Raw genomic sequence first — 13,691 nt, 5'->3', positions numbered from 1 at the left:
TCAACTCCGCACGATTTTTCTGGTTAATCTTTTATCCGGGTCATTTCCTTGATATATAACGGTGTATACAATTTATGATACTTTCCTGTATACGATTTAATGATACTCAACAACCCTGAACCCTGAACCCTGAACCCTGAACCCTAATTTAGTCCAACGGGTAGCTGTCAAATTCCTTTAGGGTTGCTGGAGGTTTGGCTTTGCCGCTACGACACAGTCTGGCATAGCGGGCAAACTTTCCGATTTTGTTGGATTGCAAATAGGTATCATAAGCCGTGTTGGCCTCGTCTGCATTGCCGGCCAGTTGGAGCATAAACCCTTGATAAACAAGTAATTCCTGTTCAGTTGGCTTGTTTTCATAGGCGGTTTTGAAATCTTGTGCCGCTGCAGTAAATTCTTTTGATTCCCATTGACCAAGTGCCCGTCCATAGTGGGCTTTATGTTTTTTGTCGGCATCGGTCACATAGCGAATCGCCTGAGTATAGGCGTCAATTGATTCCGGAATTTGGTGGAGTGCAAACAGCCCGGTGCCCAGGGCCAGATGAGCTTCGCCATAATCAGGCTTGGCTTTAACGGCTTCCTGAAACCTGGTGATGGCTTCTGACAGCTTGTTTTCTTTGGCCAGTTTGAGCCCTTGGTCATAGCTGGTTTTGGCTGCGGCTTCATCTCCAGTGGCTGGATTGGCGGTGACAGTCGGTTTTTCCGGAGTCGTGGGCCGGGTCGGATTGTCGGTGGTTGGTTTGGAATCTCCAGATGGTGTCGTCGGTTTGGTGTCTGGTTGTTTGGGATCAGTGGCGACAACTGGTGGCTGCTCTTTGTTTAACACAAATTTCCAGACTCCCCATACCCCACCGATTCCAAGAACGGCAAATACAAGCAGGAGTCCAATAATCAACCCGGCGTAGCTTTTTCGCGGGGCTGGCGGTGGCGGAGCCGGTGGCGGTTGCGGTGGAACTCCACTATGTGGGGATCCCAAACCCTGGCCGGATTGTGGGCCTGGGTGATACCCAAATCCTGGTGGAACAGGTGGTGCCCCAAATGCCTGTCCTGGTGTACTTTGGGGCTGAGGAATAGTTGGAATCGGTGGCATTCCGCTGTTTGATACCCCACTTGGCTGAACCGGCGGTTGTGGTTGTCCTGGAGTTGGCGGTGTGTGGTCAATTGCCGGCGCTGGGCTGTATGAAGGTGCTGCTGATGGGCCTTTTGCCCCTGTCACGTGTGTTTCCGCCGGGTTGATTGGATTGGTGTCGCCGCGTTGGGCCACATATTGAATCGTTCCAGCAAAGGCCGATGGAGATGTGGTTCGGATGGCTTGTTCGAGCAATTGCAGGAAGGTGCCAACGTCATAGGGACGATGGTCCCGATTTCGCGCTAACCCTTGCAGAATGGCATTTTCAACCGTGATTGAAATACTGACTCGTGGATTGACCGTTGTCATTGGAAGCGGCGTTTCTGTCAGACGTTTGACCATGACGGCCTGGGCATTGTCACCTGTGAAAGGCAGTCCGCCGGTGAGCATCTGATACAAAATCAGCGCAAAACTATAGATATCTGAGCGTGGATCCAGGCGATCCCCGGAAAGTTGTTCCGGCGACATATAAAGCGGCGTCCCAATGACCATTCCGGCTTTGGTGACGTCCCAGCGGTGGTCTTCACCAGATACTTTGGCAATTCCAAAATCCAGAACCTTAACCCAGTCGCTGTTGTCACGCTGGGCAATCATAATGTTGTCGGGTTTGAGGTCACGATGCACGATGTTAAGTTTGTGTGCGGCTTCGAGGGCGGCGGCTGCCTGCCGGGCAATCGTCATGGTGCGTTCGAGGGAAAGCGGGCCGCTTTGTTTCAGAAGTGAGGACAGGGTCTGGCCTTCGACAAATTCCATAACCAGATAAAGCAGTCCGTCTTCAGTATTGCCAAAGTCATAAATATGAATGGCATGTGGATGATCAAGCTTGCTCGACATCTGGGCTTCGCGATGAAAGCGGCTGACAGCATCGTGATCCTGAGTGTAAGCCGGATTCATGATTTTGATGGCACAGGTTCGATTCATCATCGTCTGCTCGGCTTTGTAGACAGCGCCCATTCCGCCTTCGCCAAGCTTGGCCAGGATTTGGTAGCGTCCGGCAATCAATTTGCCAACCAGAGAATCAGTTTCCTTCGGGTTATTTGGTATGGTTGAGGGAATTGTATCTGGTGAAGCCAGTGCTGTTCCGTCATTAGGGCAAAATTTAAGTGTGTCTTCGAATTGATGATTACAGGCAGGGCAGGTTTTCATAGCAGACCTTCAATACTGAAAAACACGAATGTGTGAGATAACCGGTTTAAAAACAATAAGTTGTAGTTAGATGGAATAGTGATTGAGAAGCTGAAAGTGTACGGAGACAATCGGTTGGATGCAAGCTTTCAGGCAATGGGTGTCGGTGGTTAGTGGTTAGTGGTTAGTGGTTAGTGGTTAGTGGCTAGTGGTTAGTGGTTAGTGGTTAGTGGCTAGTGGTTAGTGGTTAGTTCTTGGTTCTTGGTTCTTCGAAGGTATGGTTCCAAAGCCCCAAGCCCCAATTACTAACCACTAACCACTAACCACTAATGCCAGATTAAGAGTTGAAAAAATGAGCGGATTTGAACCCGCGAAGCGGGTGAAAGGCTCGTAGCCCAGGGTGCAACCCTGGGAAAACGTTGCCTCCTCACCATCGCCCGGCCAGCCGCCGCCTACGGCGGCTGGCCGGGCGGGGAAAAGGTGGGAAATGACCCGAATTCCCAGGGCTCGAAGACTCGCCCTGGGCTACGAGCCGGCGCCCACTTTGTGGGCTGAGAACCAAAACGGCTTCAACTCTTCACTGACATCACTAACCACTAACCACCAAGAACTAACCACTGACCACTGACCACTAACCACTAAAAGGTTTTTTCATTCCAATTCACTTCCCGTTTGGCACCGGAAAGTATCTCTGCTTCAGTCACCACAATCACACTTTGGTTCCCGGCAGATTCAATTTTGTATGGGGTCAGCATTCGAATTTCGGAATGGGCCTGTTGACCTGCCGCATAGGGGACAACCACCTGAAATTTCCCAGTTGCATCAGCCGTCACAGTATCGGTGTAAGCAATGAGGCGTCCATTGGGAGTATAAAGCTGAGCGGTTAATCGAACTTCAGCATTTGGTTGGGTGGTTCCAGACAGTTCAACTCCTGGAACCCTTTCAAACAGGCGGGCATAGGGGATTTTTTCACCTGCTGATAGGGCTTCGTGAACAAGCCGTAAATGACGGAGCACCCTCGCTGCTGGATCATTGGCCGGAATCGCATCGTGCAGTAATCGAAAATAAAGTGCCTGCCGAATCATTTCGGTTTGTGAATGCGGGAATGTAATCTGGTTGGTGGCCAGATCCCAGTAAGCGGCTTCAAGAAAAGTCGTTACCTGAATATCCGTGACCAGAAGATATCGGATTCGACGGCGCTCCATGACGTGAAAGGCTGCTTCGGGCGGCAACATCAGGGCTGCGGCACCGTCATGAATGCCTTCGCGGTGTGATTGAGTATGTTCCATTGGCGAAGCCAGCACCGGACGGTTCCCCATCAGGACAATCCAGTGACCCACGACCCAATCTGCCGCAATACAATAGTCAGTGGTCGCATCAGCTTTCGGGGAAACAGGCGGTGTATGGTGGTTTATCCATTGCAAGGTAGGGAACAGACGAAAGAACATTGGACTGACACTGCCAATAAAGGCTGATGGATAAACGACATTGGCCAGGATGGGCCACAACATTCCGAGCCATAAGAGAATACCGCCGACAAAACAGGCCAGTCCTTTGACTTCACGAACGGTTGTGGTTTCTTTGATGTCAAATCGCACATAAAGCCAATCAATCCCGGCTGTTAGCAGATACCCAAGGGCCAGGGCATACGTCACGGTGGCAAATCCACAAAACCGAAGCTGTAACATTGTGATTCCGGCTTGAAAAACTCCCAAGATCACCACAACCCACACTGGTGACGATTTTTCCCAACCCCGTTTGAGCATCAGGCCAATTGCGACTGGCCAAACCACGACAAACCCTGAAAACATTCCGAAGATGCGTGAAGTTGGGAAATGCCAGATTGGAAGGTTTTCCTGGACGGTTGCCACCCAGGGATCACCCCGCAACAAGTGGCCGATTCCATATTCGAGAAATGAAAGCGCGGACGACAGGTCAGTTCGAAAGAGCATCAATCCCAGAGCGACCAGGCAGGCGCCGAAACGCCACCGAACAGAAAGCCTCGGGTTGCCACTGGTCTGCGGCCCCCAGACGTTGAGCAAGACCAGCACGGTACAGGCCAGCCCAAACCCAAACACCCATGAGAAGACGAGTGCCGGATTGATACCATTGGGTTCGGCAATTGGCAGGGTGACAAACGGCAGCAGCGTCAACAGGAAGGCTGTATACACAAAGCTGTTGAGTTCAATCAGTTGGCGAATTGCAGCCGTATTTGATTGCCTCCATTCGCGCACGATCTGGCAAACGACAACACCAGTGTGGAGAGGCAAGAGAATCGGCAGAACAGTGGTAAACAAAACCCCAGCGGTCATCGCGACACCAGCCAGACGGGCCAGCCAGCGGGCCTTCACCAGATGACTATCAAGCAGCGTGAGGGCTTTGAGGTAGGCCAGCAGGTACACCGCCAGCCAGAGGGATTCGAACACATGGTGATCAACATAGCCAATACTGCCGGTCATGGTGATTGACGGCAAGATCACACATAAGAATGCCGACCAGATTCCAAGCCGTTTACCCCCAAGTGTTTTTCCGATTTCAAATACCAGGCAAGGGGTCAAGGCACTGATGAGTGGTGTGACCACCGATGCGGTTGCAACGGTCCACCACGGATCCGGGTGCAACGGGCTCACCAGACGGGCCATTGCGGCATACACCAGGTCAAACCCATACGGCCAGTAAGTATGTGCCCCAACTGGAAAATTCAGGTAGCGCTCCACATCTGGAACCTGAAATCCATGCTCGGTCGCCCACCGGATGCGATGCATGTGAAAAAAAGAATCAGCCGCCACCGGAATGACACCAATTGGCGAAAAGACTCCGAAAAAGTTATTGGCCATCCGAAGCAAAAATGCTGAGAGGTAGATCCACAACCAGGTTCGAGCGGATTTTGAAGGTGCAGATGGAGTCATTGGAAGAGGTGGCAGAGTGACAGGGTGACCAAATGACAAGGTGACAAGGTGACAAGGTGACAAGGTGACAAAGTGACAGGGTGACCAAATGACAAGGTGACAAAGTGACAGGGTGACCAAATGACAAGGTGACAAAGTGACAGGGTGACATTGGAATTGTATTCACCCCTGATTTTTTAGCATTCGTTCTTTTTTAAGAACCCTGAACTCAAGTCTTGTTCACCTTTTTCGATTCTGCTCGAACGTGCTTTTCCATAAATTCACGGAATCGCTTTTCTTCTTCGTTGGTGTCGGTATAAGTCGCAATGGCTTGTTTCAAGACTGCGTGTGTATCGAGTAATGCCAGCACAATCAAAATCAGGGTCAACAACAAACAGGTGCCCCAATAGAATAAGAAAAAAATCGGCGAGGGAAACGCCGTGCGATGCTGCAACCCGAAAAAGGTCATAAGTGATATGATCAGCAGCAGGATCAGCCCTACGGTGCGGCGTCCAAAACGAGCTTTGGCCGATGGGCTGTCTTTCTGTTGGAGTTTAAGATTTCCATAGACAGAAAGTTCATACCAAAACAGGGCCGCAATCACCATTAAAATCACAGCGAAACCAAGCCAGGTACCCATAGTGTTTACTGGTTGTGAGGGGATACAAAGTCAGATGGTCGGCGAGAGACGCTACCTGAACTTGCGTGGGGCTGAAAAAATCAGGGCTTGGGCTGAAGAAAACGGGTTGAAAACATTGGGCTGAAGAAAATGAGAAAATCTTTTACCCAACTTCTTCAGCCCCGAGCTTGTGAGTCTTCAGCCCTAAGCCCGATGTCTTCCGCCCGAAGTTTTCCGCCCGAAGTTTTCCGCCCGAAGTTTTCAGCCCGATTTCTTCAGCCCAATTTCTAATTAAAAATCACATCGTTGATTTCGACATTTTCTTCATATTTCAGAATCGTGACTTTAATGGTGTAAAACGGGAGGCGCTCACTATAGGCGTGTGGAAGCTTAACTCCGTTGACATCGCGATAATCACTGGTGTCGAGTTCGATGTTAAAGGCTGTCGGAGCGGAAAATGCGCCGGACGAAGACATGGGTGCGGTACCGATCAGTCCACCACCGCTCCCACTCACCGGGGCCGCCGAACCGGGAGATGCCGCCGGGTTATAGAGAACTGAAAATGTGGTCCGAATTTGGTTCCCATTGATGGCATCCACAAACAATTTGGGCGTCACATCGGTTTGTTTCAGTTCGAGCTGGTAGGATTCAACGTCGTTGATTTTTTTGTTGCCTTTGATTTTGAGCTCGCTTTCACGTTGAAAGGCTTCGATCAAGCCATCATAGACTGAGATTTCGTGCAACAACCCACCTGATTTGAGCAGAGAAAGAAAGGCTTTGGTCATGGCACTATCACTGGCTGGCGGGGCGGGTTTGATCCAGGCATCAGTCCCGTTAAATCCGCGTTTGACGCCAAAGCTACCAAATACAAAATCCATGCGTACCTTATTCGGTGCTTTTGAATAAAACACGGCTTCCCCTGACATTTGGGATAATCCAGAGTTTCGTCCTGGGATTAACTCAGCTTTTCCCCGTGCCACCCTGGTTTTGGTTTTGCTGAGTCGGTCTGGTCCGCCCAGAGCTTGCCTATGCCGATCAACCACCTGTTGAAGTGTGGGTTTGTCGTCGGCTGCCACGAGCGCGGACGGAAGCCAGAGCAATGTTGTGGTAAAGACCAGGCAAAAGAGTTTTACCCAAAGACCAGAGGTAAGAAACAAACTTCTCCCGTTCATAAAATCCTCCTTGGGGCCGTCAAAAGTGGATGAAGAGGGGGTCAGGCGTCAATGAAATCAATATCGTGCGTGTGTTTGACTGAGCGTATGTTTTTTGGTTTGGTGGTTACGTGTTTCGTTTTCCAGTGACCAGTGCGGCTTTAATGGTGATATCAAACGGATATTCACCCCGGTCACGGTCAATAATGGCGGCAATGGCCTGTTTGACCTGAGTGATTTCGGCAGCCGTGGGCACAATTGCAAGCCAATTCTCCAATTGATAGTTGGAAATGAGCGGTGATGATAAAAATTCTTCTCCGGTGTCGAAGGTGAATTCTTCATTTTCCAAAACCACCTGCACATTTTTCCATCCGGCTGATGTAGCCCAGCCCTCGATATCTTCCAGTGTTGGATAGAGGTTTAAGACCTGCTCCAGTTGTGGTTGCAGTTGTTCAGCCAGACCACACTCAAACAAGGCTTCCCAGTAGATCGAAAAAAACTCGTCGAAACTCCCACGGGTGATGGCATAAAGAATTGCCGTGCCGTCAGTTGCCAGTGGGCGATACAAATTGTTGAGCATTGGTTGGATCTGATTTGGTGGCAGGAGTGAGGTATCTCCCAACGTCAGATCATAGGTGTGGGGCGTGAATTCAGTTTGAATTTCGCCGCTTGAAACAAACCGAACATTCTCTAATTTGGTGGCGAGGGCTTTGGCCCGAGCCAGTTCCAGGATGTCTTGATCCTGGTCACTGGCGACGACCGTGCCAGTATCTTTTAAAGCGGCGGCAACTTCAAGTGCCAATCCACCTGTACCGCATTCCAATAACAGCATTTGCCCTTCGGTTGGAAGCCCAACTTGTTCGATAAACAACTGATCAAAGCGCTCTCGCCAGAGCGGTGCAACATACAGATCATACAGATAAGCTTGAGTTCGTTGGTCAGACACGCAAAAAATTCCTTTCCGATTGATTTCAGGTTGTGGCTGTTTATTGGTTCGGGGTGTGAATGGCTTCACATTGCTGGAAGAATGGCATATAAAGTCGCAATTTCACCACAAGGATCCCCTCCATACATATTGTTTAACCTCAAATTTCTGACCGCGAGCCTTTGAGTCACGGGCTGAAAATCTATTCAAACCTGTGTTTGGACCCAGGCACAGTCATTCAAGGAGTTCCCCTCATATGTCAACCCCTGAAGTTAAAATTTCGTCATCGGACCAATCCACACCACGCAAATACCAGCTCTTGATTGACGGCAAATTTGTGGATGCCGTCTCAGGGCGCACCTTTGAATCGTTGAACCCTTCAACCGGTGAAGTCCTGGCCCACGTGGCTGAAGGTGAGGCCGAAGATATCAACCTGGCTGTCACGGCGGCCCGCCGGGCATTTGAAAGCGGCCCCTGGGCCCGGATGACCCCGCATCAGCGCGGGAAAATCCTCTATAAAGCAGCCCAAATTATTACGGACCGCGCCAAGGAGCTGGCTGAACTCGAAACGCTCGATAATGGCAAAACCTTGCGCGAAACGACCTATGTTGATATTCCGCAAACCATTGAAAATTTTGAATATTTCGCTGGCCTGGCCGGGAAAATCCAGGGTGACACGATTCCGATCAACAACAGCTTTTTCAACTACACGCTCCGCGAGCCCGTCGGCGTCTGCGGACAAATTATTCCGTGGAATTTCCCGTTGTTGATGGCCGCCTGGAAATTGGCCCCGGCACTGGCCGCTGGGAACACGATTGTGCTCAAACCAGCCGAACAAACACCCTGCTCAGCGATGGAACTGGGCAAAATTTTCCTTGAAGCTGGTTTGCCGGAAGGCGTGCTCAATATTGTTCCCGGCTTTGGCGAAACCGCCGGGGCCGCACTGTCTTCACACATGGATGTTGATAAAGTGGCATTTACCGGTTCCACTGAAGTCGGCAAACTGGTGGCCGAAGCGGCTGCCCGCTCAAATCTGAAACGGGTTTCGCTTGAACTGGGTGGCAAAGCACCAAATGTTGTGTTTGCCGATGCCGATATGGATCACGCCGTGGAAGGTGCCCTGTTTGCCATTTTCTTCAATCAGGGACAGGTCTGCACTGCCGGTTCACGCCTGTTTGTTGAAGAAAGCATTCACGATGAATTTGTCGAAAAACTAGCCACTCGCGCCAGAACCATCCGGGTTGGCAACCCACTCGACAAAGCGACCCATATGGGACCGCAGGTTTCGCGTGAACAACTCAACCGGATCAAGAAATATGTTGATATTGGCAGCGAAGAAGGGGCAACCGTTGTCACTGGTGGTGCTTCACCTGACGATGAAGTGCTGGCCAAAGGGTATTTCTTCTCACCGACGATCCTGAGCAATGTCAACAATAAGATGCGCGTCGCCCAGGAAGAAATCTTTGGGCCGGTGGTCTCGGTGCTGACCTTCAAGGATGAAAAAGACCTGGTCAAACAGGCCAATGACGTAATTTATGGATTGTCCGCTGGTCTCTGGACGCGCGATATCAAGCGCGCGCATCGGTTTGCCCGCACGATCAAAGCCGGGACAATCTGGATCAATACCTACAACATGTTCAATGCGGCGATTCCATTTGGCGGCTATAAGCAATCAGGTTATGGTCGTGAAATGGGAATCCATGCGCTGGAACTCTACACCCAAACCAAGAGTGTCTGGGTTGATCTGAGCGAACGGCCAATTGGATGGTTTGCCAGCTAATACCAGTTTGTAGTCAGTAGATCGTAGTCAGTAGTTCACTAACTTCAATTGATTGAATTACTTGACTGTTTTCTAATACGATCACTTCATTCCAAAATGGTATAACTTGATGAGCGAGTGGCGCTCAAAAAGCGAGTAGCGAGTAGCGAGTAGCGAGTCGTCAGAAAAAGTACTTCCAATGTGAAGTATTCAAAAATTTTTCTTTGCTGATTGCCTGGAACTGAAAGACCAGGGGTTCAATTCAATCTGTGATGGATTGACGACTCACTACTCGCTACTCGCGACTCACTCTTTCTGACGACTTGCTACTTCACTACTTCGCTGCTTCACCACCTCACTCTTTCGCCCGTTATGCTGACTTCAGGTTCGCTGCTCCAAAACCGGTATCGCATCATTCGCTCGCTTGGGGAGGGCGGAATGGGCGCGGTGTATGAGGCGAAAGACGAGCGCCTGGATTCGATTGTCGCGCTGAAAGAAACTTTCTTTTCTCAAGAAGAATTGCGACGGGCATTTGAACGCGAAGCCAAATTGCTGGCTCGACTCCATCACCAGGCGCTTCCGGTGGTCAGTGACCATTTCTCGGATGACCAGGGGCAATTCCTGGTGATGCAGTTTATTTCCGGCAAGAACCTTGAGCAGTTGCTGGCGATCAATGGTGGATCTTTTCAGGTGGAGCAGGTCTTACGCTGGGCAGATGGGTTACTGGATGCCCTGGAATATCTGCATAGCCAGGACCCACCGGTGATTCATCGAGATATCAAACCAGCCAACATCAAATTGACTGAGACTGGGAATATTTTTCTGCTTGATTTCGGTCTGGCGAAAGGACATCGCTCGCTCTCAGAGATGACCACAGGGGTTGGGAGCATTATGGCCTTTACGCTGTCATATGCGCCGCTTGAGCAAATCCAGGGAACCGGGACTGATCCGCAAAGTGATTTATTTGCTTTTGGAGCAACGATTTACCATTTATTGACTGGAAAAGCGCCAGTTGATGCGTTAACCAGAGCGATGACCATCGTCGGAGAAAAGTCTGATCCGCTTCAACTTGCCAGCGAGATCAACCCAATCGTCCCACTTCCCCTTGCCGAAATTTTGCACCAGTCCTTATCTCTCAAAGCCGCCAGCCGACCAGCTTCAGCCAGAGATTTGCGACGACATCTCCGATTGGTTGCACACAGTCTCAATCTCCAAAACATACCCTATGAAGATCGTCCGCAACCGGCTTCGATGAGGCTGTTTGTCCCGTCATCTTCGACCGGGGGTCAGGAAGTTTCACCAGTGGCGGTTACCAAAGCGGGAAATAAGACCGCTGAAGGTCTTTCAACGGCTGAGACCGTGTTTGACCCCCTTGGCCCAATTGCCCCTCAATCAGATATATCAGCCCCGGCACGTCCAACTGGCACCACCCTTATTCCGGCTCAACCGACCGTACTTCCCGTTGTATCTGACACCAGATCCGTGACTCGATGGTGGAAGACAGTGCCTCGATCCTGGTTGATTGGAATCGGTGTGCTGATTGTGGCCGGTGGTTTGGCGCTACGTATGATGGGCCCACCGCCTCCGCGTCCAGCCTTACCACCTGGGGCAACTGAATTCCATCGTTCAGGTCAGGTCACGGTCACCAATTCGTCACCTATCATTCAAAAATCCGAACTGGAAATGGCTGGGAAAGTTCTTCGCCGGGTTGAGTCAGATTACCCGCTGGCTGCTCGATGGTTTGGACGAAAAGGAGATGTGGTGGTTGAAGTCCTGATTTCAGAAGATGGATTGGTTGAGATGGCGAGACCACGCAACGGTCCTCCACACCTCCATCCACCGGCTGTCAATGCGGCTGCAGAATGGGAATTCCAACCCACATTCCAGGATGGCAAACCCGTCAAAGTCTCCACCACCATCACCTTCCAGTATCGCTAGCGTTGCTTTGGTCATTTTCCACTTGAACTGTGCCAGGTGTGGTAGGTCGCTTGCGCGGATACACTCGGGATTTTGGCATTCATCCCACTTCTGAAAAACGACAACCCTCATCAAGGTTTCAGGCTTTCCCACATCGAACCAAAGGAGCTTTCCCCCTCTATGAAGCGCATTCGTAAAGCTGTTTTCCCTGCTGCCGGTCTTGGCACCCGTTTTTTGCCGGCCACCAAAGCCCAACCCAAAGAAATGTTGCCGCTGGTAGATAAACCGTTGATTCAATATGGAGTTGAAGAAGCCCTGGCCAGTGGCATCGAACAAATCATCATTGTCACCGGGCGTGGGAAAAACGTGCTTGAAGACCACTTTGACATTTCATTTGAACTGGAAACCACGCTTCGAGAGCGAAACAAAGTTGCGCTCCTGGAAGAAGTTCAATCGGTCTCGCGGATGGTGAATGTTGCCTATGTTCGTCAAAAAGAAGCACTTGGCCTTGGTCATGCGGTACTGGTGGCGAAAGAGTTGATCGGAGACGAGCCCTTTGCCGTCATTTTGAGCGATGACATCATTGATTCCCAAACCCCATGCCTGAAACAACTGGTTTCAACTTATGAGCGCTATGGTCATTCGATCATCAGTACCACCCGCGTCGAAGGCCCCGCCATTTCGCGGTTTGGGGTGCTGGATGTTGAGGCGGTGAGTGAGCGAACCTATCGAATCCGTGATATGGTTGAGAAACCACCGGCTGACCAGGCCCCTTCGAATTTGGCCATCATTGGCCGCTATATTTTGACACCCGAGATTTTCTCAGCTCTCGAACGGACGCCGCGCGGTTCTGGCGGTGAAATTCAGCTCACTGACGCTATGCGCCTTCTGCTCAAGGAACAGCCGATGTATGCCTATGAATTTGAAGGGATTCGCCACGATGCCGGCGACAAACTTGGCTTTTTGATTGCCACCGTCGAATATGCCCTCAAGCGGCCTGACCTGGGGCCGGAATTTCGCGAATATTTGAAGCAGATGAAATTTTAAAGAGGTCCCGGATTGAAAAAACAGGGCTTGGGGCTAAGGGCTGAGGGCTAAAAAAACAAGTTTATGGAGGTTGCATTCAGATTTATTTTCGTCCTTTTTGTCCCTTTTGTCCTTTTCGTCCTTTGTCTTTTAAAAACCCTGAACCCTGAACCCTGAACCCTGACCTATAAACCGAATTCTTGTCACCGGCGGCGCCGGTTTTATTGGAACGCATCTCTGTCGGCGATTACTCGATGACGGCCACGAAGTCATTTGTGCCGACAATTTTTATACCGGCAGCAAACGCAATGTGCAGGCACTGGTAGGTCATTCGAACTTCGAATTGATTCGACATGACATTGTTGACCCGTTGCTGGTCGAAGTTGATCAGATTTACAACCTCGCCTGCCCGGCTTCTCCGGTTCACTATCAGGCCAACCCAATCAAGACCATCAAGACAAATGTGCTTGGGGTTTTGAATATGCTGGGACTGGCGAAACGAGTGAAAGCGCGGATTTTGCAGGCGTCAACGTCAGAAGTGTATGGTGACCCGTTGGAACATCCACAACGCGAAGACTACTGGGGAAACGTCAATCCGGTTGGCCCGCGCAGCAATTATGACGAAGGCAAACGCGTGGCTGAGACATTGATGATGGATTATCACCGCCAGAATGGCGTAGATATCAGGATCATCCGTATTTTCAACACTTACGGCCCCTATATGCACGAAAATGATGGTCGGGTGGTGAGTAACTTCATCTGTCAGGCGCTTCGTGGCAGTGACTTGACCATGTATGGTGAAGGCAATCAAACCCGTTCATTTTGTTATGTTTCTGATCTGGTTGACGGCATGGTGCGGATGATGAGCCAGCCGGATTTCATCGGACCGGTTAATTTGGGCAATCCGGGCGAATTCACCATCCGCGAGCTGGCTGACAAAGTCCTGGCGATGACGGGCTCCTCTTCAAAAATCGCCTTGCGACCATTGCCAGTCAACGACCCTCAACGCCGTCGGCCAGACATTTCACTGGCCAAAGAGAAGCTTGACTGGTCGCCGACCATTCCGCTTGACGAAGGGTTGGCGCACACGATTGCATATTTTCGATCCAAAGTCCTTTGAAAGCGGCGTCAAGTCGCCGCACTCCGAAAGAG

9 protein-coding genes are annotated in these 13,691 nt (G+C 50.7%); 4 read left to right on the top strand and 5 right to left on the bottom strand.

The annotated features are described in order from the left end of the window. Window positions 1-148: 148 nt before the first annotated feature. From HY774_15460 to HY774_15440, 5 genes are all read right to left on the bottom strand, one after another. On the bottom strand, window positions 149-2,275 hold the full coding sequence (locus HY774_15460) for a protein kinase (GenBank protein ID MBI4749883.1): 2,127 nt from the start codon (window positions 2,273-2,275) through the stop codon (window positions 149-151). A gap of 617 nt (window positions 2,276-2,892) precedes the next feature. Next, complete coding sequence (locus HY774_15455) at window positions 2,893-5,163, bottom strand: hypothetical protein (protein ID MBI4749882.1); 2,271 nt, start codon at window positions 5,161-5,163, stop codon at window positions 2,893-2,895. Window positions 5,164-5,371: 208 nt separating this feature from the next. Continuing rightward, window positions 5,372-5,782, bottom strand: coding sequence for a hypothetical protein (locus tag HY774_15450; GenBank protein MBI4749881.1), 411 nt, complete (start codon window positions 5,780-5,782; stop codon window positions 5,372-5,374). A 266-nt stretch (window positions 5,783-6,048) separates the two neighbouring features. Next, window positions 6,049-6,933 carry a hypothetical protein gene (locus tag HY774_15445; GenBank protein ID MBI4749880.1) on the bottom strand — a complete coding sequence of 295 codons (885 nt, stop codon included), beginning with the start codon at window positions 6,931-6,933 and terminating at the stop codon, window positions 6,049-6,051. Window positions 6,934-7,039: 106 nt separating this feature from the next. Continuing rightward, window positions 7,040-7,858: a class I SAM-dependent methyltransferase gene (locus HY774_15440; protein ID MBI4749879.1), complete on the bottom strand. Its 819-nt coding sequence runs from the start codon at window positions 7,856-7,858 to the stop codon at window positions 7,040-7,042. 235 nt (window positions 7,859-8,093) lie between these two features. Between HY774_15440 and betB the strand changes: the two genes are divergently transcribed. The 4 genes from betB (at window position 8,094) to HY774_15420 (ending at window position 13,659) form a co-directional block, all read left to right on the top strand. Next, window positions 8,094-9,617, top strand: coding sequence for a betaine-aldehyde dehydrogenase (betB, locus tag HY774_15435; protein MBI4749878.1), 1,524 nt, complete (start codon window positions 8,094-8,096; stop codon window positions 9,615-9,617). A gap of 351 nt (window positions 9,618-9,968) precedes the next feature. After that, entirely contained in the window at window positions 9,969-11,534 is a 1,566-nt protein-coding gene (locus HY774_15430; protein MBI4749877.1) for a protein kinase, read from the top strand. A gap of 159 nt (window positions 11,535-11,693) precedes the next feature. Beyond that, complete coding sequence (gene galU / locus HY774_15425; GenBank protein MBI4749876.1) at window positions 11,694-12,560, top strand: UTP--glucose-1-phosphate uridylyltransferase GalU; 867 nt, start codon at window positions 11,694-11,696, stop codon at window positions 12,558-12,560. 166 nt (window positions 12,561-12,726) lie between these two features. Beyond that, window positions 12,727-13,659: an SDR family oxidoreductase gene (locus tag HY774_15420; protein ID MBI4749875.1), complete on the top strand. Its 933-nt coding sequence runs from the start codon at window positions 12,727-12,729 to the stop codon at window positions 13,657-13,659. Window positions 13,660-13,691: the final 32 nt, after the last annotated feature.

Source organism: Acidobacteriota bacterium, from assembly GCA_016208495.1.
In the GTDB taxonomy this organism is placed as follows: domain Bacteria; phylum Acidobacteriota; class Blastocatellia; order Chloracidobacteriales; family Chloracidobacteriaceae; genus JACQXX01.
Note: the sequence above shows the minus strand (reverse complement) of the source record. Positions and strands in the feature narration are given on the sequence as shown.

Bases quoted from the DNA above. Each gene is read 5' to 3' on its own strand.
- HY774_15460 (MBI4749883.1), bottom strand. From the start codon at position 2,275: ATGAAAACCTGCCCTGCCTGTAATCATCAATTCGAAGACACACTTAAA.
- HY774_15455 (MBI4749882.1), bottom strand. From the start codon at position 5,163: ATGACTCCATCTGCACCTTCAAAATCCGCTCGAACCTGGTTGTGGATC.
- HY774_15450 (MBI4749881.1), bottom strand. From the start codon at position 5,782: ATGGGTACCTGGCTTGGTTTCGCTGTGATTTTAATGGTGATTGCGGCC.
- HY774_15445 (MBI4749880.1), bottom strand. From the start codon at position 6,933: ATGAACGGGAGAAGTTTGTTTCTTACCTCTGGTCTTTGGGTAAAACTC.
- betB (MBI4749878.1), top strand. From the start codon at position 8,094: ATGTCAACCCCTGAAGTTAAAATTTCGTCATCGGACCAATCCACACCA.
- HY774_15430 (MBI4749877.1), top strand. From the start codon at position 9,969: ATGCTGACTTCAGGTTCGCTGCTCCAAAACCGGTATCGCATCATTCGC.
- galU (MBI4749876.1), top strand. From the start codon at position 11,694: ATGAAGCGCATTCGTAAAGCTGTTTTCCCTGCTGCCGGTCTTGGCACC.